19 protein-coding genes are annotated in these 24,088 nt (G+C 62.1%); 16 read left to right on the forward strand and 3 right to left on the reverse strand.

Annotated elements, in window-relative coordinates; all coding sequences use genetic code 11:
• Positions 1 to 9: 9 nt before the first annotated feature.
• Positions 10 to 2,070 (reverse strand): alginate lyase family protein, encoded by a 2,061-nt coding sequence (locus tag DSX2_RS16385; protein WP_172640033.1) that lies wholly within the window; start codon positions 2,068 to 2,070, stop codon positions 10 to 12.
• A gap of 1,251 nt (positions 2,071 to 3,321) precedes the next feature.
• On the opposite strand from DSX2_RS16385, the gene DSX2_RS16395 reads away from it, so the two are divergent.
• From DSX2_RS16395 to DSX2_RS18440, 8 genes are all read left to right on the forward strand, one after another.
• Positions 3,322 to 4,269, forward strand: coding sequence for a glycosyltransferase (locus DSX2_RS16395; RefSeq protein WP_172640034.1), 948 nt, complete (start codon positions 3,322 to 3,324; stop codon positions 4,267 to 4,269).
• Positions 4,266 to 5,888 carry a glycosyltransferase family 4 protein gene (locus tag DSX2_RS16400; RefSeq protein WP_020882116.1) on the forward strand — a complete coding sequence of 541 codons (1,623 nt, stop codon included), beginning with the start codon at positions 4,266 to 4,268 and terminating at the stop codon, positions 5,886 to 5,888. The genes DSX2_RS16395 and DSX2_RS16400 overlap by 4 nt, the downstream gene beginning before the upstream one ends.
• Positions 5,889 to 6,298: 410 nt before the next feature.
• Entirely contained in the window at positions 6,299 to 8,362 is a 2,064-nt protein-coding gene (locus DSX2_RS16405; RefSeq protein ID WP_020882117.1) for a glycosyltransferase family 39 protein, read from the forward strand.
• Positions 8,363 to 8,457: 95 nt separating this feature from the next.
• Positions 8,458 to 9,360 (forward strand): class I SAM-dependent methyltransferase, encoded by a 903-nt coding sequence (locus tag DSX2_RS16410; protein ID WP_201764422.1) that lies wholly within the window; start codon positions 8,458 to 8,460, stop codon positions 9,358 to 9,360.
• A 42-nt stretch (positions 9,361 to 9,402) separates the two neighbouring features.
• Positions 9,403 to 10,461, forward strand: coding sequence for a glycosyltransferase family 2 protein (locus DSX2_RS16415; RefSeq protein WP_201764423.1), 1,059 nt, complete (start codon positions 9,403 to 9,405; stop codon positions 10,459 to 10,461).
• The gene (locus DSX2_RS16420) at positions 10,458 to 11,231 is read left to right on the forward strand and encodes a class I SAM-dependent methyltransferase (RefSeq protein ID WP_020882120.1); all 774 of its coding nucleotides are present in this window, start codon (positions 10,458 to 10,460) and stop codon (positions 11,229 to 11,231) included. The genes DSX2_RS16415 and DSX2_RS16420 overlap by 4 nt, the downstream gene beginning before the upstream one ends.
• A 47-nt stretch (positions 11,232 to 11,278) precedes the next feature.
• Positions 11,279 to 12,442 carry a dTDP-4-amino-4,6-dideoxygalactose transaminase gene (rffA, locus tag DSX2_RS16425; RefSeq protein ID WP_020882121.1) on the forward strand — a complete coding sequence of 388 codons (1,164 nt, stop codon included), beginning with the start codon at positions 11,279 to 11,281 and terminating at the stop codon, positions 12,440 to 12,442.
• Between the two features lie 102 nt (positions 12,443 to 12,544).
• Positions 12,545 to 14,206, forward strand: coding sequence for a DUF6044 family protein (locus DSX2_RS18440; protein ID WP_020882122.1), 1,662 nt, complete (start codon positions 12,545 to 12,547; stop codon positions 14,204 to 14,206).
• A gap of 83 nt (positions 14,207 to 14,289) precedes the next feature.
• Here DSX2_RS18440 and DSX2_RS17810 read toward each other — a convergent pair whose 3' ends face one another.
• The gene (locus DSX2_RS17810) at positions 14,290 to 15,459 is read right to left on the reverse strand and encodes a glycosyltransferase family 4 protein (protein ID WP_020882123.1); all 1,170 of its coding nucleotides are present in this window, start codon (positions 15,457 to 15,459) and stop codon (positions 14,290 to 14,292) included.
• The gene (locus tag DSX2_RS16435; RefSeq protein WP_035043109.1) at positions 15,456 to 15,806 is read right to left on the reverse strand and encodes a hypothetical protein; all 351 of its coding nucleotides are present in this window, start codon (positions 15,804 to 15,806) and stop codon (positions 15,456 to 15,458) included. The genes DSX2_RS17810 and DSX2_RS16435 overlap by 4 nt, the downstream gene beginning before the upstream one ends.
• A gap of 112 nt (positions 15,807 to 15,918) precedes the next feature.
• Between DSX2_RS16435 and DSX2_RS18655 the strand changes: the two genes are divergently transcribed.
• The 8 genes from DSX2_RS18655 (at position 15,919) to pseF (ending at position 24,084) form a co-directional block, all read left to right on the forward strand.
• Entirely contained in the window at positions 15,919 to 16,257 is a 339-nt protein-coding gene (locus DSX2_RS18655; protein ID WP_172640036.1) for a hypothetical protein, read from the forward strand.
• Positions 16,258 to 16,313: 56 nt separating this feature from the next.
• Complete coding sequence (locus DSX2_RS16440; protein WP_172640037.1) at positions 16,314 to 17,270, forward strand: bifunctional 2-polyprenyl-6-hydroxyphenol methylase/3-demethylubiquinol 3-O-methyltransferase UbiG; 957 nt, start codon at positions 16,314 to 16,316, stop codon at positions 17,268 to 17,270.
• Between the two features lie 215 nt (positions 17,271 to 17,485).
• Positions 17,486 to 18,325, forward strand: a complete 840-nt coding sequence (locus DSX2_RS16445; protein ID WP_020882126.1) for a glycosyltransferase family A protein — start codon at positions 17,486 to 17,488, stop codon at positions 18,323 to 18,325.
• A gap of 60 nt (positions 18,326 to 18,385) precedes the next feature.
• Positions 18,386 to 19,720 carry a hypothetical protein gene (locus tag DSX2_RS16450; RefSeq protein ID WP_152512997.1) on the forward strand — a complete coding sequence of 445 codons (1,335 nt, stop codon included), beginning with the start codon at positions 18,386 to 18,388 and terminating at the stop codon, positions 19,718 to 19,720.
• Positions 19,721 to 20,170: 450 nt separating this feature from the next.
• On the forward strand, positions 20,171 to 21,160 hold the full coding sequence (pseB, locus tag DSX2_RS16455; RefSeq protein ID WP_035043252.1) for a UDP-N-acetylglucosamine 4,6-dehydratase (inverting): 990 nt from the start codon (positions 20,171 to 20,173) through the stop codon (positions 21,158 to 21,160).
• Positions 21,157 to 22,044, forward strand: a complete 888-nt coding sequence (locus tag DSX2_RS16460; protein ID WP_020882129.1) for an aldo/keto reductase — start codon at positions 21,157 to 21,159, stop codon at positions 22,042 to 22,044. Before pseB ends, DSX2_RS16460 begins: the two co-directional genes overlap by 4 nt.
• Positions 22,045 to 22,047: 3 nt before the next feature.
• A complete protein-coding gene (locus tag DSX2_RS16465) occupies positions 22,048 to 23,364 on the forward strand; it encodes an aminotransferase class III-fold pyridoxal phosphate-dependent enzyme (RefSeq protein ID WP_020882130.1) in 1,317 nt (438 codons plus the stop codon).
• A gap of 9 nt (positions 23,365 to 23,373) precedes the next feature.
• On the forward strand, positions 23,374 to 24,084 hold the full coding sequence (pseF, locus tag DSX2_RS16470) for a pseudaminic acid cytidylyltransferase (protein ID WP_020882131.1): 711 nt from the start codon (positions 23,374 to 23,376) through the stop codon (positions 24,082 to 24,084).
• The last annotated feature ends 4 nt before the right edge of the window (positions 24,085 to 24,088 follow it).

The following is a 24,088-nucleotide window of genomic DNA, read 5'->3' on the forward strand; positions in this document are numbered from 1 at the left end:
TGCCTTCCTTCACGCGATGCTCCAGTGCACGACGCCGGAAAAAGGCGTCGAGACGAGGCGGGGCGCGCTGCGGATAAGCCCGTAGCCGGGCGAGTAGGCGAATTCCGAAAGCTCCCAGGCGATGCCCTCCCCCTCGAGCAGCAGGCACTGCCCGCCTCGCGCGAGAGAGATGCCGCCAGTGCGGATTTCCACCGCGACGTCCGGATGCATGTGCAGGGCCAGACGACAGCCGGCGACGTCGCACTCGTCCTTAACCTCGATGCCACCCGAGGCGTGCATGCGCACGCTGCGTGTGTGTGGCGAGGAGAATCCATGATGCCGGGCGCGCCAGAGCGTCTCGGAGACCTCGAGCGTCTCGGGACGGGCTTCATTCACGAGGTTGAAGAGCGAGGTCGAGGTGAAGCTATTCTGCTCTTCGTCCGGCACGAAAAGAGTATTGTGGTGCCGTGTCGCGCGAAAGGCGTTCCGCTGCCCGGGCAGGGGGGTGTAGACGTACGTGCCGGGATCCACCAGCATGAGCAGCCCGCCCACGGCGAGGCAGAGGGAGAGCTGGTCGTTGTGCGCATGGCCGCCGTTGTCGTGCTGCCCGTTGGAACCGCAGCGAAGTGCCACCCGCTTGTCCCCTACGGTGTAGATGAAGAGACCGAAGCCCGGGTAGTCGCGCAGGCGAGCCGGGGAGCGGGCCGGGCGCATCGCGGGCCCGTTCTCTCGCTCGCCGAAACGCGCCAGGCCCCGCACGAGACAGGTTTCCGGATGCCCCGGGGCCATAGCCAGCAGATCGGCGCGCGGCGCGAGCCCCGAGACGGCCGCGGCCAGGTGCGCATGGTCGTTGATGCGTTCGAAAGGCTCCGGCACGACCCCGGAGTCGGGCCGCTCCCCGAACGGCGCGAGATCCTCGGACGTCAGCAGGCTCACGGCAGGCAAGAACTTGAAAAGGCGGCCGGAATCGTTGTCGCCGAACTGGAATATCTCTCCCTTCTCTACGCTGTAGTCGAGCAGAAAATCTCCTGCCCGCTCGATGCGTTCGCGCACCGCTTCGGGCAGGACGATACGGTCCTCCGCGATCCAAGGCCCCGGGGCCTCGAGCGGAGGTTGCCAGGGCCACAGGGCGGGATCGGCCTCACGGATGTCCCGAACGGTATCGGCGGACAGTCCTTGCAAGACGGCCGCTCCATAGACCAGAAGTTCTCCGCACAGCCTGTGGTAGCTCGTGGATGCCTCGAAATTGCCGCCGTCGGCACCGAACTGGACCGGGGTCTCGCGCATGTACTCCTGGGTGGCCCAGGCCAGGGCCGCGCTTGTCTCCGGCGTGGAGGGCAGCCACGATGCCACGAACAGCAGCCCCACGATGTCCGAATAGTAATGGTTGGCGCGAACGACCGGATGGTATTCGAGTCGGCCCACGATATGGCGGAAGTGGTCGGAAAGCGTCCGGCGGAGCTCTTCCACGAACCATCCGTCCAACGGCAGCCCGGCCGAGGCGAGGATGTCGTGCGTGGCGATGAGGTTGGCCGCCCGGATGGCCACGTCCATGGTGCAGATCCAGTTGGCGCCGAAACGGGGGGGACAGGCGGAGATAAAATCGAGCACTTGATCCTGGATCTCGCGCAAATAGCGTTCTGGCGGCTCGAAGCCTGGGGCTTGCCCGCGGCTCAACATGGCCGCGAAAGCCAGCCATGGCAGGTGCTGCATCCTAGCCAGCTCCCAGGGAACCTTGACGTCCACCCCGGGCTTGTCGCCATAGCGCAGCCCGATCGACGGTTCGGTGGCGGGCCAGACGTAGCCGCTCTTGAAGTCTTCGTTCCAGCTCACGGGCCGGTAGTCCGGGCCGATGCGCTCGCGCAGACGCCGGGCCAGGGGAAGATTGTTCGCGGTGATCGCGGCCGCGAGCCAGCGCCCGTCTCGATCCGGCGGTGATTCCGCGGGCGGGTACACCTCTCCGGCGAACCCCATGCGCCGCTCGCCGCGACCCAACCCGACCCAGCCGGAGCCGAGGAGGTCGAAACGGTGCTCCAGGGTCAGCCGGGCGAGCAGCGCAAATGTCTGGGCATGAGGCAGGAGGGTTTCCACGGGGGGCGCCATGAAGCAGGGTCTGTGCGGCCCGACCCCGAGGACCGGTCCGTAGCTCGCTGTTCGGGCATCGCGCCAGGCCTGCGCCCGGGCGGACGCCGCCGAGCGGAGCCGGGCCGCTACCTTGGCGGGAGCGGCCAACGGGTCCCGCGCGACGCTCCTGAACACGTCCATGCTCCAGAGCATCCGGCGCCATCCCCTGCGCTCGCACTCCGCATGCATCCTCCGCCAGGCGATCTTCGCCGCGCGCAGGGAGTGACCCATCCCGTTCATCCTCGTTTCCGTCCCAGGCCGATCTCTCGCGAAAAGCTGCCGGAACGATTGTCATCCATTTCCCAAAAAGATGCGCCGCCGGTTCGGACGGGCGCAGGCCAGCACGTCACCGCATGGCGCCGGTGAAGCCCAGGGCCATCAGGGACACGCGCCCTACGGATAGAGGCTCCCTTCCGAAAAGACAAGAACGCGTGGCGCATCGCCATTCCTCTCAAGCCTCGAGGCCACACCACGGCGCAACACGACGCCCCCCAGAGGCCTGCGCCGGATGGGCAAACCTTGAAGATATCCGAAAGGCGGAAAAGCGACAACATTTCTCCTGGAATGGAGAACTGCTCCATGGGGTCGACAGTCCATCTCAAATCGTGGTGCTGCAGGGGCGCATGTCCATGGCGAAGGCTTCGCGAACGATGACGGACTGCATTTTTCTTTTGTGCTGATTGCCACCATGTTCGACATGGTCTAACGAATGACGATGTGAAAGCGTAGTATTTCGAAGCCGAGGAATCACCGTATCGGACGGGGAGGAGAAAAGGCGAAATGTTCGCCGCGTGAGACGCGATCTGGCGTACATTGGCGATCATATCGGTCGGATGCCCAGGCGTTTTATTAAAAAATGGATTTTCGCTGCAGAGAGACTCGACCGCCATTCCAAAAAATGAGATGCACAGTAGCCGCCTGCTTTGCTCGTGGAGTGCCAGCGTCCGGACTGTGCGACGGGAACGGAATGCCCGACCGGCATGGAAACGCTCGGTGGATCGACGCTAGGAGACGACGATGCCCAATGCCCTCTTCTGCGCGTGCAACTCCTGGCACGACCCATGCCACGTCGGGTCGCACCAACTGGCGCGCTGCCTCTGCGAACGGGGATGGCGAGTCGCCTTCGTGAGCGACCCGATATCCCCCCTGCACCTTCTGGGAGGCCGGACGGAGTTGCTCAAGCGGCGCATTGAGCTCCACAGGTCAGGCGGCCGATGGGTGGACAAAAATCTCTGGACATGGGTTCCGGCCACGCTCTGCACCCCATACAACAAGCCTTTGCTGCGGACTTGGCTCGTGCAGCGCCACTGGAGCGCGCTGGCCCTTCCCGATCCCGTCTCCATGCTCGCCCGTGCCGGGTTCGACGACTTCGATTTCATCTACGTGGATTCAACCACGCAGGCCTTTTGGTGGCGGAAGCTGCGCTACAAGACATCTCTTTTCCGTCTGTGCGACAACCCGGCCGGCTACCCACGCTACACGCCAGCCGTGCAGAAGGCGCTGGTCGACGTCACGCAATACGTGGATGCTCTTGCCTATACCGCGCCCCAGCTTGGTGACTTCGCGGAGTCACTCGGCTCCAAGCGCAGCTTGCTGCTGCAAAACGGCGTGAACTACCCCCTGTTCTCGCATCCCGTCCCCCCTCCCATGGAGTACTCCGAGGAGTCGCGACCGGTCGTCCTCTATGTCGGCGCCCTGGATGCCTGGTTCAACTACTCCTGGCTACAGGCCGCCGCGGAATCGCTACCGGACCACGACTTCGTAATCATCGGGCCACGAGAAGCGGCACGAGGCCTGAACGGCTTCTCCAACGTCCGCGTGCTCGGGCCACGCGCCCATGAATCCCTGCCCGGTTATATGCAGCACGCCCGCGTGGGCATCATCCCCTTCGACACGGCGGCCTGTCCCGACCTTGTGCGAGGCATCAATCCGCTCAAGCTCTACGAATACATGGCCGCGGGCCTGCCCGTGGTCGCCTCGCGCTGGAAGACGCTCGAGGACCTGGGCTCGCCGGCGACTCTGGTGGACAGCGTGGACGAATTCGTGACGGCCATCACCTCGGCGAGCGCGGCCCGGTCGGACGAATGCAAAAGATTCGCCGCGCTGCACGACTGGCAGCCACGCGTCTCCCAGATGCTGAACTTCCTCTCCCTTGAGCACGCATGAGCATCCTCGTCCTGGCCTTCCATTGCGACAGCATTCCCCTGGAAAAGCTCGCCCCGGCCTTCGGCACCGGAATACTCGAGGCACGGACGGCATTCCCATCGACGGTGCGCGGCTGGATCAAGGACGGCTCGATGCGACGCAGGCTCTTCGCCCATGATCTCGTCGTGCTCTATACCGCCCGCGCGGCCTTCGCCCCGGATCCACTGCTGGCGTCAGTGGCCGCGGCGTGCCTCGGACGGCGGACGATGCTCGCGGACGGCCACGGCCTCGCGCGAAAGCTGACCATCGTGGACCTGCTGCGCTTCGCCGGACGCTACGTGCGCGACGCCGTGCGCCTGCGGCCCTGGCTCGCGCGGCTCGACACCCGCCTCGACCGGCTCGAGGCCTTGTGCGCCGAACAGCCCCGCAGGCGGATGCAGGCCGACGGCCTGCCGGTCTATCTTCGCGCGGATCTCATCGCGGACCTTGCGGCCGGGGGCTCGGTCGGGCACATCGCGGGAGTGTGCAACACCCTCGGGGAGTTCGGTCCCCCGCCGGTGCTCTTCACTACGGACAGGCTGCCCACGGTGCGCGCGGACGTGGAGACGCACTGCATCCATCCATCCGACAGACGCCTGTGGAGCCAGCGCGGGCTCCCTGCGCTGACCTTCAGCGAGTTCTTCGCCGCGGAGGTCGTGCGTCTCCTGGCGGGACGCCCCGTCTCCTTCCTCTACCAGCGCCATGCCTTGAACAACTGGAGCGGCGCCCAGCTGGCCCTCACGCGGGGCCTGCCCCTCGTGCTCGAATACAACGGTTCCGAGGTCTGGGTGGCGCGAAACTGGGGCAGCGGCATCCCTCGCGCCGAGCTCGCGCTGCGCCTCGAATCGCTCGGCCTGCGCGCGGCGGACCTGGTCGTGGTGGTCAGCGAGCCGTTGCGCGAGGAGCTCTTGGAACGCGGTTTCCCGGACGAAAAGATCCTGGTCAACCCCAACGGTGTGGACCCCGCCGTCTACCACCCCGGCGTGGACGGGACAGCAGTACGGCGACGCCACGGGTTGGACGGCAAGCTGGTGATAGGCTTCATCGGCACCTTCGGCGCGTGGCACGGGGCGGAAAAGCTGGCCGAGGCCTTCGCACTATTACGCCGGGAGTACCCTGACGCGACAGCGAACCTCCGCCTGATGCTCATCGGCGACGGTCCCAAGCGCACCTCCTGCGAAGAACTGCTGCAGGCCGAAGGCGCTCGCGATCTCGCGGTCTTCACGGGCACGGTACCCCAGCCGGAGGGCCCGGCCCATCTGGCGGCCTGCGACATCCTCGTGGCCCCGCACGTGCCCAACGCCGACGGCAGCGTCTTCTTCGGTTCGCCCACGAAGCTCTTCGAGTACATGGCCATGGGCAAGCCCATCGTGGCTTCGGCCCTCGGCCAGATGGACGCGGTGCTCGAGGACGGCGAAAACGCCCTGAAGACGGTCCCCGGCGATGTCTCGGACCTCGCGCGCACGCTGGGCATGCTCGCCGGTGATTCCGGGCTGCGCGCGCGCCTCGGAAGCAATGCCCGGAGGGATGCCGAACAACGTCACACATGGCGCGAGCACACGCGCCGCATCCTGCAACGATTGGAACGGGTCGTGTCCTGACGGTCTCGACATCGGAGGGACTGCATCACTCGCCATGCGGAAGGCACATACCCAGCACTACCTTTCCAGGCGCGGTTTTCCATTGCCCGGAGAGAACACGTCAGCAGTCTCCCCTCCCTCTGGGTTGATGCCCTGGCTGTCTTGGCTTAGAAAACTCCCTGCCACACAGGCCGCAGGGAAAAGACTGCCTCGTGCCGCCTTTGCGGAAGCAGGAGACCGGCCGGAGCAGAGCGACGCCATCGTATGGCATTGCCCAGGCACCCGTCGCCTCCCGTGACGGTCGCGGAGGATGAAAGAGGCGTCCGAGGATATTCTAGCGGCCTTGCCAAAGAATCATTTCATCTCGTCCATGATGCGCTCCGCAGTTCCATCATGGTCATTGGGGGATCCGTGATACCGAAGGGACAATCTTGAACAGACTTTCGTTCGAACACGGTCGACAACGTCTCGTCTCCTTCCTGCATGCCGGGCAACCGTATCTCCACCGGTTCGACCGCATCTGCAGCGACACGGTCATCGTCCTTCTCCTCACCGCCCTCGCTGCATGCGTGGCTGTGTGGTCCGTCGGATCAGGAAAGGTCAGCCCGCAATTCTATCAGAGCGAATTCGCCCCGGCCGTGGCGATGGGATGCGGAGATCGCGCGACCGCTCCGGGCCCCGCTTTGAACGGGGCCGTCACGGACTTCCTCTTCCTCAAACGGCAGACCCTTTCCTGCGAGGAAGTGCCTGCCGCGCTTCTCACCAGGCCTCAGGACATGTTCCAGAAGGCGAGCCGCTATCTCATCGGCTCAGTGGGCCTTATGTGGAAATTGACAGGGATCAACTGGGGGGCTGTACGATATGTCGACGCCGTACTGTACGCCCTCTCTGCAGCCTTCGTATATGGCCTGTTCCGCCTCGCGGCTGGCCGACTCATCGCCGTACTCGGAGTCGTGCTGCTGATCTTCTCCAAGTTCCAACTCTACAACCTGCCGCACCTGCGCGACTATTCGAAAGCTCCGTTCATTTTCGCGGCCCTGCTCGCCTTCGGCCTGATGGCGCGATACCCGCTGGCCAGAAAACGGCTGTGGCCGTTGTCCGGCGCGGTGGGTGCCGTGCTCGGTCTCGGGATCGGCTTCCGCATGGACATGCTGCTCTTCGTGCCGATGTTCCCCGTGGTGCTCCTCGCCTTCCTGCCGGGCGGCTTCCGGCGGAACATCCCGGCCAAGGCCGGAGCGCTGGCTTCCTTCGCATGCGCGTTCCTCCTGCTCGGCTGGCCGATTCTGCGTGCCATGGGCGGCGGTGGAAACATGTTCCACGTCATCGTGCTCGGACTCACGAAACCGTTCGACGCTGCGTTAGGCATCGTCCCCTCGATCTACACATTCGGCTACAAGTACAACGATTCGTATGTCTGGGAACTCATAAACAGCTTCGCCCACAGAGTTCTCGGGGCCAAGCATGTCTTTCCCCTGGCCACGGCGGGATACGACCAAGCCGGGCTCCATTATTATCTGGCCATCGCCAAAAACTTCCCCGCCGACTTGTTCACAAGATTCCTGTCAGCCCTGCTCTTGGTTCTCAGCTTCGCCCTGGGAAAATATCCGCTGCTGGCGCACCTGATGCCCAAGCTGGCGCTCGCCATCCTCGCGGGCCTTGCCTTTGTCCGCACGCGACTGGCAGTGTTCGCCTACCTGATGATCTTCTTCCTGTGCGGGTACCCTTCCCTGCAATTCCAGGAGCGGCATTTCTTCCACCTACAGATCATCTCGCTGTGGATTCTCGCCATAGGACTGAACGCCATTCTTCTGATAGGCTCGCGCAGCATATCGAATGCGTTCACCGGCAAGCCCGTCCTATCACGTATGATTCCGCCGGATGCCACAAAACGCGCCTTTGCGGCCGGAGTATTCCTTCTCGCGGCCGTTCTCGTCCCCGGCGCAACATTGAGCATCCTGCGCTCTTGGCAACAGCCGCACGCAAGGACTTTTCTCGAGAAATACGAGCAGCTGCCCGTGATGCTTCCCGGACTCCAGCGCACCGTCGATCAGGATGGAACGGTATATCTGAGGGCGCCCGCGCCTCTGGAAGCCCCCCGGAAGCCGGATCAAGGGGCGGTATTCCCCCTGGACACGAAGTACTGGCTGTTGAAATTCGACAGCAGGCAGTGCGCTCACGAAGACGTTCGTATAACCACCCACTATGATGCGAACTCCCAGTTTGCTGATATGTCGATGACGATCCCCATATCTCTCGATCATGGTGTGACAAGTTTTTATACTTCCACCCTCTCCTACACGGGAAAGACCACCTGGGGACAGGTATTCGCCGGATTTTCCCTGAGCCCGGATGACGCTGCGTGCCTGGAAGGAGTTTACGAGGTGGAAGACCTCGAGAAGGTCGGTCTGTTGCCGGACATCACGTTCCACGAAGACTGGAAGAACGAGAAGCTGTATCAACGGTCGAAGGTGATCAGCGAGAACTTCTGGCCTTAGTCGGGCATCGGTCCATGCCTCCGGGTGCGCTTCCGCCGCCTGCCGGCATGCGCCACGGATTCCGGATCGAAGGGGACTCGGCATGAATAGGACCAATGGCCGATCGTCTCGCCAAGACCGAGGCGATGGCCAAAAGACATAGAGAGGAATTTCAGGCGATGGAGTATATTCTTGACCAGGACGGCATCCACCAGCCGATGACTCCGGTCCGCCATCGCGACGAGGAGTACGAGGAGAGCGGCTTCGCGCTTCTGCTCGCCATGCAGGAGCGCCATTTCTGGTACCGGGGCAGGCATCGCTTTCTGCTTCGCGCGCTCGACGGACACCTCGCCGGAACGAGGACGATGCCCGAGGCCATCGACCTCGGGGGAGGTGTCGGCGGCTGGCTCCGGTATCTCGCGACTCGCCGCCCCGGACGCTTCGGCTCCCTGGCCCTGGCCGATTCCTCCCTTCTCGCCCTGCGCATGGCGGGAGATGTCCTGCCCGCCGGCACGGAGCGCTACCGGGTGGACCTCATGGACCTGGGCTGGCGGGAGCGCTGGGATGTCGCCTTCCTGCTCGACGTCATCGAGCACCTGCCCGACGACGCGGGGGCCCTGCGCGAGGCCGGCCGGTCGCTCAGGCCCGGCGGGCTGCTCTTCGTCACGGCTCCGGCGATGCCGCGATTCTGGAGCTACAACGACGAATACGCCCGCCATCTGCGGCGCTACGTCCGCCAAGATCTCGCACACCTGGCGGAGCAGGCGGGGCTCGAGCTGCACGACGCGCGCTACTTCATGTTCCTGCTGAGCCCTCTCTACTGGCTTTCCCGGCACAGGCCGGGAATCGACGCGCTGGACGAACGGCAAAGACAGGAACTGGCCAGGCGTTCCCACCAGGTTCCGGCATGGCCGATCAATGAGGCGCTCGCCGCCGTCTTCGGGGCGGAGACCCCGCTCGGCCATCGAATTCGTTTTCCCTGGGGAACCTCGATCCTCGGGGTCTTCCGCAAACCCTGAGGAACTTCCGGCATGAAGAACTGCCAAAGGAAGAGCTGTCACATGAAAAGCTGCCATGATCGCCTTCCCGAAGACCGCGCCCCTGACGCGGACGGAAGCAACGGAGCGCCCGAAACGAAGGGGCCTGCGCTCTCCGTCGTCATCCCCGTCTATCGCTCGGCCGAGAGCCTCCCCCATTTGCACCAGCGTCTCGCCAGGGTCTTCGAGGAGCGCGGGGAGCGCTTCGAGATCATTTTCGTGGAGGACTGCGGAGGCGATGACTCCTGGGACGTGATCGAGCGGCTGGCCGCTTCGGACGGGCGGGTCCAGGGATTCCGCATGAGCCGCAATTACGGCCAGCACAACGCGCTTCTGTGCGGCATCCGCGCGGCCCGAGGAGAAATCATCGTGACCCTGGACGACGACCTGCAGCATCCGCCTGAAGAGCTGCCCAAGCTGCTGGCACGGTTGGCCGAGGGGTACGACGTGGTCTACGGCCCTCCCGCACAGGAGCAGCACGGGCTGCTTCGCGACCTCGCGTCGCAGATCACCAAGCTCGCCCTGGAGGGCGCCATGGGCGCGGCCAACGCCCGCCAGGTGAGCGCGCTGCGCGTCTTCAGGACCGAGCTGCGCGCCGCGTTCGCCGACTACTGCAGCCCGACGGTGAACATCGACGTTCTCCTGACCTGGGCCACGACCCGCTTCTCCGCCGTCCGGGTGCGCCACGAGCCGCGCAGGTTCGGCGAGTCCGGCTACACGCCCCGCAAACTCGTGCGCCACGCGCTGAACATGATGACCGGCTTCACGACGAGGCCCTTGCACATGGCGAGCATCATGGGCTTCGCCTGCTCCCTGTTCGGCCTGACGGTCCTCGCATACGTTCTGCTCCGCTGGCTGGTACAGGGAAGCACAGTTCCGGGTTTCGCCTTCCTGGCCTCGATCATCGCCGTCTTCTCGGGCGCACAGCTCCTTGCCTTGGGCAATCATCGGCGAATACCTTGCACGGATGCACTTCAGGACCATGGAGCGTCCGCCGTATGTCGTCCGCGAGCACCTGTCCACGGACCGCTGAACGGCCGCCGCTCCGATGCGGCCATCTGGGAGGAAAAGGAAAGAAGATGAGCGAACATATCAAGGACTACTGGGAATCCCAGGGGAAATCCCACGGCGCGTCGCACTGGGCGTCATGGGGCGACAACTGGATGATCGACCTCGAGATCGAGACCATCGGCGCGCATATCAAACCCGGCGACACGGTGATCGACGTGGGCTGCGCGAATGGCTACTCCACGTTCCGCCAGTTAGACGAGCGGAAGCCTGCTGCCATTGTCGGCGTGGATTTCGCCCAGAACATGATCGATGCCGCACGTGGCGTGCTGGCCACTCGTGCATCCACGGAGAACGTCTCCTTCCAGGTCGGGGACGTACGCGATCTTTGCTTCGAGGACGGACGGTTCGACGTCGCATACACGACGCGAGTCCTTATCAATCTGCCGACCTGGGAAGAACAGAAGAAGGGAATCCGGGAATGCCTGCGTATCCTGCGTCCGGGAGGAAAGCTGGTGCTTTCCGAGGGCTTCTGGGAGCCGCTCTGCCTGCTGAATGCGATGCGCCAGCTAAAGAGCCTGCCTCCCCTTGTTGAGCACGATTTCAACAGGTATCTCAAAAAATCGAATGTCGAAAAATTTCTGGATGATCTCGGGGCCTCTTTCGAGTTCGAGGATTTCTCGTCCATCTATTATCTCGGATCTCGATTCCTGCGTGAGCTCGTCACGGACCCTTCGCAGTATGAAGGATTCACGAATCCCATCAACAAGATATTCTTCGAGATAGAAAGACAGTATTCCGGAGGTGGTTTCGGCATCCAGCAGGCCGTGGTGATCACCAAATAACTGGCAGGCCACGGCACGCCGTGCGCTTCTTTCTCCGAGGGGCAGCAATGTGCAACGATGAAGTGATTCCGTTCAACCGGCCCTACATGACAGGCCGAGAGCTCTACTACATCGCTCAGGCGAACTTCGGCCACATGCTCGCAGGCGATGGACCGTACACAAAACGTTGCCACAAGTGGCTCGAGCAGCGAAGCGGCAGCGGCAAGGCCCTGCTGACCCACTCCTGCACTGCTGCCCTGGACATGGCGGCGATGTTGCTGGACATACGGCCAGGCGACGAGGTCATCCTGCCCTCCTACACATTCGTCTCCACGGCCAACGCCTTCGCGCTGCGGGGCGGGGTGCCGGTCTTCTTGGACATCCGCCAGGACACCCTGAACATGGACGAGCGGCTGATCGAAGACGCCATCACGCCGCGCACCAGGGCAATAGCTCCCGTGCATTATGCCGGCGTGGGCTGCGAGATGGACACGATCATCGACATCGCTCGACGCCATGGCATCAAGGTCGTGGAGGACGCGGCCCAGGGAGTGATGGCCACCTACAAGGGTCGCGCCCTCGGCAGCATAGGCGATCTCGGCGCGTACAGCTTCCATGAAACCAAGAACGTCATTTCCGGCGAGGGGGGCGCGCTCCTGGTCAACGATCCCGAACTGTCGCTGCGCGCGGAGATCATCCGCGAGAAAGGCACGGACCGCAGCCGCTTCTTCCGGGGCGAGGTGGACAAATACACCTGGCAGGAGGTGGGCTCATCCTTCCTCCCCGGAGAGTTGATCGCGGCCTTCCTCTGGGCGCAGCTCGAGGAGGCGGAGCCGATCACCGCACACCGCATGGCGAGCTGGGATTACTACCACGCAGCGCTCGCGTCCCTGGAGGAGAAGGGTTTGCTGCGCCGCCCCATCGTCCCTCCAGAATGCCTGCACAACGCGCACATGTACTACGTGCTCCTCGCACCGGGCATCGACCGCCAGACAGTGCTCGACACCCTGAAGCGGAACAACGTGCATTCCGTCTTCCACTACGTGCCGCTCCATTCCTCGCCGGCAGGAACGCGCTACGGCAGGGTCCACGGCGACATGCACGTGACGGACGCTATAGCACAACGGCTTATTCGACTTCCGCTTTGGGTCGGCTTGACAGAAAAACATCAAGATAAAGTCATCGCTGTGCTCTCAAAAGCAGTCAGCACATTTCAAAAAAGATCGACATAATTCGCTAATGAATCATCAATTTCTATCTAAGGCCCTATTCTCTTGCCATACAAAAAAACAGCAATGAAACAGAACTGTAACTCGCAGCTGAATTCCTACCGCATGAAGGATCCTAGGAACTTTTACAAGTTCGTATTTCTTTTTTTCGCTGCTGGCTACATAGCAATATACTATATACTTGGGGAAAACACCCGCATCACGATGTGGGACGGACTGGACTTTCTCAATCTCCCTACCCTCGTGGCATCGGGAAAACTTTTCGCTAGCAATAGCGTGCGGGTTGAACAATTTTTTAATGGCATCCCGAGAAGCTGTTTTCCCTCTGAACTTTTCATACCTACATTGCTATTTGAAATAGCAAGTCCGTATTACGCAATCGCTATCAATAAAACCATTGCAGTCTCCATAGCATTCCTCGGCATGTACTGCCTCCTCACTCGCCACATTTTGGACGATCAAGATCAAGAATGGATATCCATCGGGGTGGCCGCCAGCTTTGCGACTCTGCCCCTTTTTTTCTGTGATATTTCCAGTTCCACAGTACCGCTTCTCATATATGTAATCCTCAATATACGATCTGATGAAGGGTCATACAGAGATTGGCTTATCGTGGGACTGACTCCCTTCCTCGCTTCATTTGTCTTAATGGGTTTTTTCTTCATTCTGACAATGGGCGTTCTTTTTGTGTTCGATCTCATTGAAACACGCCGGGTTAAATGGAAATTCTTATTTTCGATTTTTCTTTATACGGGGATATCGCTCGTCTGTGAATATAGGACGCTGCTTCAACTTTTTGAGAAACATGCCTTCATTTCCCATAGAACTGAATTTGTATTGCCGACGGAGAAATCGCTCCTCAGAGTTGTTTATTATTCCGCGCGATCTTTCATTATTGGAAATAACAATTTACCGACATTGCAAGGTACTATTGTAGTTCCTACCATTATAGCAGCATATTTTTTAAGAAAAAGATCCCAAAAGTTAATTGCAATTTTAACAAAATTACTTGGCTACATTGCCGCTACAACTCTCCTTGAAGGACTTCTCACCTGGAAACCGATTGCGCATACTTGCATCGCATTCTTTTCCAAGTTTCCCCTTCAACTCCGATTTTATTGGCTCTATGGCGCGTTCTGGTTCATCGCATTTGCAATTGCATTGTCTATAATTTCAAGGACGAACAAGAGAACACATTTTCTTATTTTTATTGTTATTACAGCTCAATTGTTGATCAATTTTAGGCATCATGAAGAATTCAGAAACACCAGCACCCCAACATTCAAGGAATTTTTTGCTGAAAAACAATTTTCAAAAATTCGCTCCTTCATTGCCCTGCCACAGTCGGAATACCGCGTTGTCAGTGTGGGCATATTCCCATCGGTCGCCTCGTATAATGGATTCTATACTCTCGATGGTTATTTTCCCAACTATCCGTTGTCATACAAACATCGATTTCGCAGAATAATTTCCCCCGAGCTAGACAAATCAGCACGGGCAGCGGCTTACTTTGACGACTGGGGTTCCAGGGTCTATATTTTTTCTTCTGAAATCTACGATGAAACAATAACGCCGAGATATGCACAAGAAAAAACTATTCATCTCGATCTAAACTATTCAGTACTTTACAACATGGGTTGTCGCTATATTATTTCAGCAACTCCAATATATGTCGCGCAAAACAAAAATTTAGTCTTTTTACATCAATTTAACGACCCAGATTCCTTTTGGAATATCTTTCTTTACAAGATTATCCCCAGTAATTAACTATTCAATTTTTATAATATTTAAAAAATTAACGTTACTCGTCGCCATCTATAAAAAGTTACATTAATATCTAGAGAGGAGCACTATTTGCTTGCCTTGGCATCTCGAGCTTGCTCCCCTTTCCCAAGAAGCCGAGCATATAAATCTGTCTCTTTCCTGATCACTGCGCTCAATGAATAGTTGTTTACCATATCATTTGTTGCGTTGAGCCCCAATTCCTTCAAATCGGATTCCGAACGCAGACGGCGCAGACCTTCCGCCAGCGCCTCGGCAGAGGTATCCCGCGCAAGCACGCCGTTCTCGCCGTCGCGGATGACCTCGGAAATCCCGGGGACATTCGTGCCTAGACAGGCGCATCCGCAGGCCATGGCCTCGAGAAGGGCCTTGGGCATGCCCTCGAACAGGGAAGGAAGCGCGAATATTCGGTAGCGGTTGAGAACCCCGGGCAATTCGGCATTCGGGACAGTGCCCAGGAAACGGACATCCGCCGCCAACCGCGCCGAGAGGTCACGCAGACTCGCTTCCTCCGGGCCGACGCCGTAAAGATCGAGCCCCATGCCTGCCTGCGCGGCGCAGGCAACGAGCGCGGGCAAGTTCTTCTGCGGGTGCAGACGGCCGATGAAGACCATGCGGTCGTCCTGGCGGGGCCCCCCCAGGGGGCGGAAGAGCGAGACGTCGATGAAGTTCGGCACCACATCCACATTCCGGGCACCCAGGACCGTCTCCAGGTAGCGTCGGTCGTGCTGGCTGGCCACTGTCGCGGCATCGGCGAAACGGTAGCAGAGACGCTCGATACAGCGGAAAAGGCGGATGCGCAGCTGGCTGGCCTTGCCTCCGTTCGCCTCGAACTGCGAAAGCGTGAAGCCGGTGCGCACGAGAAGGGGGCGGCGCAGGAGAGCCTTGCCCACGAGCGCGGTCCACGCGCCGTCCATCTGGTTGGTCTTGAGGATGTCGGCGCGGCGCAGATCGCGCCAATGCACAAGGGGCGCGACAAGGGACCAGAGCATGCGCCCGGGGTAGGAGGCGAGGAGGCGAGGCATGCCGAGTACGCGTATCCCGAGGGGGAGCTCGCCCGAAGCGTGCAGGCGCGCGGCGAGCTCCTCGTCCTTGTCGCCATACGTCACCCAGACGATCTCGTCGCAAATTCCGCGTTTGAGCAGCTCCCCGTAGAGCAGCTTTTCGCGGCCGAGGAGTCCGCCCTCGACCCAGGCCGCCAGCGAGACGCCCCGGGTGAAGAACAGGGCGAGCCTCATGCGCTCTCTCCCGAGGTCCCCGCAAGAGGCGCGATCTCGGCGAGTTCGCCGAGGCGGACCTCGGGTCCGCGCACGAAGGCGAAACCGGCGGCGGCAAGCTCTTCCTCAAGCCCGGCCCGGGTGTATTCCACGAAGTGCGTCGGATCGAGCCGCCGTTCCACGCCGATCTTCTCCTTATACAGGGCGGGCAATCCGCGGCCGATCATGGGCGCGCGAAGGAGCAGACGCGGCGGCGCGCCGTTGCAGCAGCCGATGTCCAGGCCCTTGGCTCCCTCCGGCGGCCAGTCGAGAAGCCATTCCTGGTTGCGCCGCCCCCTGTGCCTCGAGAGCAGGACGTCCGGCTCCACGCGAGGCGCGCGACTGCCGGGCCCACGGAGGGAGAAGTCAGGAGGGCACGGGGCCAGACGATACGGACGCCTGGCGACGCTCCTGTCGGCGCCCGGGGGACGCAGAATGCTCATGGCCATCGACATGGGATATCCATTTTCGTTAGTGCAGCAGGACGCTGGGTTCTCTTGCCGCATCTTCGACGCCGACGTCAACGAGCGAACGGACGACCACCACCTCCGCGACGTATCGCCGGACAGGGAGCGTCCGGACAGCGCGGGGCAGGAGAGATTGCGCCCCACAAGGCAGCTTCCGCACGGTGCCGTGGCGAGGGAATCAGCATCGTGGCGCGCATTCAAGCCTGGACGGGCGAACTGGGAGCGTGTATCTGTGGCCACATTTACGACTCTGGACTCCCCTTTCGCATGGAATCCGGCAAAGCAGCAGCGAGTGGTCGCAGAAAAGCAATGACAAGATATACCTTGGAGACTGTTCCTTGCCTGCTGTGTGGAAGCACGCAACATTCCTTGTACATACAAGACGCTGAAGAACTCTACAACGGCACGAAAGAAAAATTCAACGTCGTGCGCTGTGACGAATGCGGACTAGTTTACACGAATCCACGGCCCACCGCTACGTCGATCTCTTTTTTCTATCCAGACAGCGCGGGATATTACATCCCTGTACGTCAGCAGTCGAGCACGGGGGGCATGGACCGGATGAGGAGCCAGCTCCTGCACCGTCATCTGGGATACCCTCTGCCGCCGCATGCGACAGACATTTCCGCCCCCCTGCTCGCGGCAATGTGGGTGCTGTTTCGCAGACAGATATTCCGCCAACACATCCCCCCCTTCATTCCGGGTGGAAAGCTTCTGGACATCGGCGCGTCCTGGGGATGCTACATGGCGCAGATGCGCGATCTGGGATGGGAGGTGCACGGCGTCGAACTCAATCCGGCGGCCGTCGAGCATGGACGTTCACAGCTCGGACTGGACAGGTTGCAGCAAGGTTTCCTCGATTCCGTCGACCTGGAGGAAGGGACCTTCGACGTCGTCCGTATGGGGATGGTCCTCGAGCACATGCACGATCCCCTGGCGACCCTGCGTCGTGTCGCGACCCTGCTGCGCCCCGGAGGACGCCTCCTCCTCTCGGTGCCGGACATCACGGGGCTCGAGGCCAGGCTCTACGGCCGCCATGCATACACGCTGCAGGTCCCGCAGCATCTGGTCCACTTCTCGCCGCGCACCCTTTCGACGATGCTGCGCAAGGCCGGATTCAAAGACATCCGCACCGTCCATCATGCCTTCGACCGCGACATGGTCTCCTCCGCCGAATATCTGCCCGGCAAGCGCCTGAGCCGGATCCTCCACAATCCGATGATCCGCAGATGCCTCGTCCGCCCCTTCATCCGCGGGCTCGCCCTGGCCGGAAAGACAAGCCGCATGTCTGCGAGCGCAATAAAACCGACAGACGCGCCCTCGTGAACACGCAATGCGCCCTGGCCGTGGAGCTGACGAACCGCCGGTCACGACTCTTGCATCCCTGCGGCCAGATCCGTATGTATAGCCTGCTTCGACGGCGAACACGCCGCCTCGACGGGGCCTCCCGTTCAGGATGGCGGCGCGGCGATTTTTCCGGACCGGACACTCGACCGGTCGCGCTTTGAGCACGACAAACCCCAGTGGATTTTTCCCTCGGCATGAAAGAAGCCCTGAACACCGTCGTCACGGTGAACTACAACACCGCCGATTTCGTGGAGCTGATTCTCTTCAGCGCTGCCAGCCTGTGCGCCCACCCCACACGCTTCGTAATCGTGGACAACGGATCGTGCACCTCCGATCTGGCGCGCCTGATGCGAGCCGCAGCGTCCCACGACAACGTCACTGTCCTCCCCAGGCAGCAGAAGGACACGCCGAGCCTCTCCCACGGCAAGGCCCTCGACTACGCCTTTCAGTACGTCCAGACGCCTTACGTGACCGTCATAGATTCGGACGCTGTCTTCCTGTGCAACCACTGGGACGTCATGCTGATGAACGCCATGACCGATCGGGTGAGGGCTGTCGGCACGCCTCCGACAGCGCATCCCCAGGGTCGCAAGCCGAGGGATTTTCCGCTGATGTTCGCCTGCATGTACGACGCGCACGCCATCCGTGAGCTTGGATGCAGCTTCCTGCCCGTCGAGGGCGCCGAGGCTTTGGGCAAGGACACCGGCTGGGAGATCCGGGAGGCCTTCCTCGCGCGGGGATACGAGGGCGCCGTCTTCGAGCTGCGATCCACGCGGTGCTACAAGGAAGGACACTTCGCGCCGGTCATCTGCGACGAATATTACAACGGCTCCGAGCTCGTGGTCAGCCATTTCGGCCGCGGAGCGACCTTCGGGTCCTGCAAGTACTTCGGGCGCTGGCAGACCTTTCTTCCCATGGCCTCCAAAGTCTACCGCCGTTTGCGTGGGCTGACCGAGAAGCGGCGCTGGATCGGCCTCGCGCGGGCGTACATGGAACGGCAGGCCGCGGAGAACGCCCTTCTGCGCCGCGGGTGATGCAGGCGAATCGATCACACACAGCGTGATGCGCGGCAACGGCGGTACGATCACGAACGCATGGCCGAACGCCAAGCCGGCGAGTCATCTCAAGAACAGCAGGAAGCCCAGGTGAAGATCGCGTTTCATATAGGCAGGGCGAACTATTTCCGTCCTCTCGGCCCCCTCATCGATGCAGCGCTGCACGACCATGAGGTCGAGCTCTGGGTCAACGAAACCAGAGATGCCCAAATCCTCAAGGGCAACCCCCCCCTGTCCAGGGAGAGCGTCCCCATCACCGGCGGGCAGTTCGCCTACCGCCCCTACTGTGACAAGGCAACCCTGCGCGACATCCTGGAGAGCAGTCCCGGAACCGCGATCGTGGACATAGCCCCGCTGCCCTACGGTCTCAGGAAGCATGTCCCGGCATCGAGCACCTTCTGCTATCTGCAGTGCGGCATGGACATCATTCCTGATATCATGCGCCCGGACTTCGAAAACCTGAATCCCGACCTGATCCTCTTCTACTCCAAGCATTGGCAGGATACGCTGACCAGTATCCTGCACGATCGTCGCTACGGCAATTTCTCGGACACTCTGGCCATGCTGACGTGCTCCAGTGCCTGCGTCGGTTGGGGACAGATGGATCAGGTGGTCTCCTTCGACAGGGAGCGCATCCTGGAGAAGTACGACCTGCCGAAGGACAAACCGATCGTCGTCCTGGCGGCCTATCCATACGCCAGCAACCCGAGGACCGCCTGGGACTTCTGCTACAAGCACGACAACCAGCTCATAAGACACCTGTGGGGCCTTGCCCATGGCCGACTCGGCCGCGTCCTGGCCCATCCGGACCAAACGACGGACCGACGTGTCGCGGCGGCTCTACGCGCGTTCTGCGCCCGTAACGACGCGGTGCTGATCATCAAATATCGCACGAAGGACCCCGTTCCCGGATACTTCGCCGAGGTAGCGCACCGCTTGATAGGTGACGAATCGCATTACCCCTCCAATTTCATGGAAGTGCTCTCGGTCGCCGACCTCTCGCTGTCCTTCTGCAGCACGAGCGTTCTGGAGTCCTCGGCCTGCGGCTGTCCGCACATCTGCCTCGACATCTCCGAGGACCCGGAATTGCGCGCGAGGGTCCCGTTCTTCGAGTCCTTCTGGCCACGATCGGACTCCCAAGGCATCTTCAATTTTCCCGGAGTCTGCTACGCCATGAATATCCGCGATGCCGTCACCGAGCTTCCGCACAAATCGCTCGACGACTTCCCGCTGCTTTCACGCCAGCATGAGCAATACTGCCGCGACTATCTCGGATCGACAGACGGCGGGAATTGCGCGCGCATCCTCGAGGCGATCCGACTCCACAGGGAGAGAACTTTGCCCAGAGATGCCGAGTCTTCGGGCGAGGCCTGATCCCGGTTTCGCACTTCCGGATGCTCGGTGCGCCTCGAGCACCGCGTGACGATAGGCATGGCATATCTTCGTTGCGTGAGCGCCTGAATGGAGGCATGGTATTGCACCGCCTCGGCTGCTATCGTGCCGTCAAGAAAGTTGTAGCTCCCCGGTAAGTCGAAGGTTCCCCCGTATGGACGCTCCGAGGGCGGTGAACCAGAGGGAGCGGGAGCAACGGATCTCATCACGTCGACAGGGGCCGCGGAGACGATGGATCATTCGCCACGCCATCCGTTCCTTGACGAGGATGCTGAGGATTCGCTAGACAACGCTTCCGCCCAGTGTTCCTGATACCACGCGCAGTAGAAGAAAGGCGACGACACATGGATGTCTTGCGCCACGGCACGGCGCAGACCTCTTTCATTTTGGCAAGCACACCGACACGACTCGAACAGAGAGCTGAGAATGGGAATTTTTGACGGAAAATCTGTCCTGATCACCGGCGGAACCGGGTCATTCGGCAAGAAGTGCGTCGAAGTGATCCTGCGTGACCATTCGCCCAAGCGACTCATCGTCTTCTCGCGCGACGAACTGAAGCAGTTCGAGATGGCGCAGCGTTTTTCCGACACGGACCATCCCTGCATGCGCTACTTCATCGGCGACGTGCGGGACAAGGAACGCCTCTACCGTGCCTTCCGGGGGGTGGACTACGTCATCCACGCCGCCGCCATGAAGCAGGTTCCCACGGCGGAATACAATCCGACCGAGTGCATCCGCACCAACATCAGCGGCGCGGAGAACATCATCAACGTCGCCGCCGACGTCGGCGTTTCCCGCGTGGTCGCCCTGTCCACGGACAAGGCCGTGAACCCCATCAACCTTTACGGAGCGACTAAGCTCTGTTCGGACAAGCTCTTCGTGGCCGCCAACGCATACACCGGCAGCCAGACCATCTTCTCCGTGGTCCGCTACGGCAATGTCATGGGAAGCCGGGGGAGCGTCATTCCGTTCTTCATCAAAAAGCGGACCGAAGGCGAGATTCCCGTCACCGATCCCCGCATGACGCGCTTCTGGATCACGTTGGAAGAGGGTGTGGAGTTGGTGCTTCGCGCCTTTGAACTTTCCGGAGGAGGCGAGATCTTCGTCCCCAAGATCCCGAGCATGAACATCATGGACCTCGCCGCCGCCATCGCTCCGGGCGTGCCCACCAAGGTGGTCGGCATTCGTCCCGGCGAGAAGCTCCACGAGATGATGATCACGTCGGAGGACTCCCGCAACACCATGGACGTGGGCGATTACTACATCATAAAGCCCGACTCCCTCGTGCTCAAGTACAAGGGCACGCTGGACGGTATCCCCGTGCCGGAAAACTTCGCGTACTCCTCGGACACGAACTCCTCCTGGCTCTCCGTGGACGAGTTGCGCGCGACGCTCAAGGCCCAGGGCTTCGACGTGCCGTGACCCTCGTCCTCGGCACCGTCCAACTGGGCATGCCCTACGGCATAGCCAACACGCAAGGACAGCCGGACCAGGCCGCAGCGACGCGCATCGTGAGCGCCGCGCTCGCGGGCGGCATTGTCCTTTTCGACACCGCGCAAGGGTACGGCGAGAGCGAGACAGTGCTCGGCCGGGCCTTGGCCGCCTGCAGCGCAACGAACGTCGAAGTCGTCTCCAAGCTCTCGCCGTCTCTCGCCGAGGACGATGCGCCATTCCTCGAGAATTCGGTGCGCGACTCACTCAAGCGTCTCGACGTCCCGACCCTCACCTGCCTCATGCTGCACCGCGAGGAGCATCTGAGGCTTCTCGACGGAGCGCTGGGGGCCGCTCTTTCGGCCATCCGGGACAAGGGCCTTGCCGCCCGCCTCGGCGTCTCGGTCTACACGCCCGAGGCAGCGCTCTCCGCATTGCGCCACCCCCTTCTCTCCGTCGTCCAGATTCCCACAAGCCTCTTTGACCGTCGCTTCCTGAACTCAGGAGTGATGAGGGTTGCCCGCGAGATGGGCAAGGAACTCCACATCCGCTCCGCCCTCCTGCAGGGCGTGCTCTGCATGGAGCCGGCCGACCTTCCGGCCTGTCTCGACCCGCTGGCTCCGGCTCTTGCCGCCTTCCGCGCCGCCTGCGCCCGTTTCGGCGCCTCTCCGGCCGGCGCGGCCCTCGGCTGGGCGGCACGCGCGTGCCCTGACGCGGGCATCCTCTTCGGGGCGGAAACCGTGGAGCAGGTGCAGGAAAATCTGGATTTCCAGGCCCAAAGGCATACCCTGCTCCCTGCGCTCTGGGAGGAACTGGACGGGATCGTGCCGCCTCAGCTTCCGGAGTTGCTCAATCCTTCCTTGTGGAAAAGGTGAACCGTGATCAATAAATCCCTCGCCATGCAGGAGCGCGGCAGAAAGCGCATCCCCGGGCTCACACAGCTGCTCTCGAAGCGGCCGGACATGTTCACCCTCGGCGCCTGGCCCGCCTACTACAGCAAGGCCAATGGCGCCCGGGTGTGGGACCTGGACGGACGCGAGTACCTCGACATGTCCATCGGCGGCATCGGCGCGTGCGTCCTCGGCTACGCGGATGAGGAAGTCGACGACGCCGTGGTGCGCGCCATTCACGATGGCGTCGCCTCCTCGCTCAACTGCCCGGAGGAGGTGGAGTTGGCGGAGACGCTCTGCTCGCTGCACCCCTGGGCCGACATGGCCCGATTCGCGCGCGGCGGCGGCGAGGCCATGAGCATCGCCGTACGCCTGGCCCGGGCCCACACCGGGCGGGACGTGGTGGCCTTCTGCGGCTACCACGGCTGGAGCGACTGGTACCTGGCCGCCAACCTCGGCGAGACCACGGCGCTCGACGGACACCTCATCCCCGGTCTGGCCCCGGCCGGCGTGCCGCGCGGCCTCGCCGGCACCGCCCTGCCCTTCCGCTACAACCACCCTGAGGAGCTCGAGGCCATCGTCGCCCGCCACGGCGGCTCCCTCGCCGCCGTGGTCATGGAGCCGCTGCGCTCCGAGATGCCGGAGCCGGGCTTCGTCGAGGCGGTGCGAGCTCTGGCGGACAAGTGCGGCGCGGTGCTGATCATCGACGAGATATCCGCCGGCTTCCGCTACTGCACGGGCGGCGCCCACCTCGTGCTGCATCCGGTCGCCCCGGACATGGCCGTCTTCTCCAAGGCGCTCGGCAACGGATACGCGATCTCCGCCATCATCGGACGCCAAGAGGTCATGCAGAGCGCGCAGAAGACCTTCCTCTCCTCGACCAACTGGACCGAGCGCGTCGGCCCCACGGCCGCCCTGGCCACCATCGCCAAGCACGGCCGAGAGAAGGCCCACGAGCAGTTCATCCGCCACGGCCAGCGCATCAAGCAGGGCTGGCTCGAGATCGGCGAGCGCCACGGCTTCTCCATGCACGTCGCCGGCATGGACGCCATGGCCCACTTCTCCTTCGAGTCGCCGGACTTCCTGGCCTACAAGGCCTACTTCGTGCAATGCATGCTCGAGCAGGACATTCTGGCCTCGAACCTGTGCTACCTCATGCTGGCCCACACCGATGCAGACGTGGAGCGCTACCTCACGGCCTGCGACGCCGCCTTCACGCGCCTGGCCGAGGCCCGTGACGCGGGAGACCTCGCACAGCGCCTGCAGGGGGCGCCTGCAGTGTCGGGTTTCAAGCGCTTCGCCTGAGGACGGATCATGCGCAGCATCGCCATCATCACCGCGCGAGGCGGCTCAAAACGCATCCCGCGCAAGAATATTCGCGAATTCCGCGGCCGCCCCATGATCGCCTGGCCCATCGCGGCTGCCCTCGAATCCGGGGTCTTCGACCACGTCCTCGTCTCCACGGACGACGCCGAGATCGCCGAGGTGGCACGGGCGTGTGGAGCCGAAGCCCCCTTCCTGCGCCCGGCCGCGCTCGCGGACGACTTCGCCCACGCCCACAAAGCCGCTCGCCACGCGCTCGAATGGGCCATTGAGCACTTGGCCTCGTCCGAGCGGCCCGTCGAGGCCTTCTGCCATCTCTACCCCACGGCGCCCCTCCTCTCGGCGGCGACCGTCCGCGAGGGGCTGCGCGTCCTGTCCCGGAAGGGCGTGACCAACGTCTACGCCGCGCAACGCGTGCCCTTCCCCATCTACCAGGTGGTGGAGCGACGCGCGGACGGCGGACTCCGGCCCCTCTTCCCGCCCGAGAAGTTCATGATGCGCTCCCAGGACATGCCGGCCTGCTTCATCGACGTGGGACAGATGTACTGGTTCCGCACGGCCCACTTCCTGGAGCACGAGACGCGGATCGGCTCGGACACGGCGCTGGTGGAGGTGCCCCAGGAGACGGCCCTCGACATCGACACCGAGGACGACTGGAAATTCGCCGAGAAGCTGGCCGCATTGGCGCGACCGAGAGGATGACACT

Origin of the sequence: Desulfovibrio sp. X2 (assembly GCF_000422205.1) — a bacterium.
Lineage (GTDB): Bacteria > Desulfobacterota > Desulfovibrionia > Desulfovibrionales > Desulfovibrionaceae > Alkalidesulfovibrio.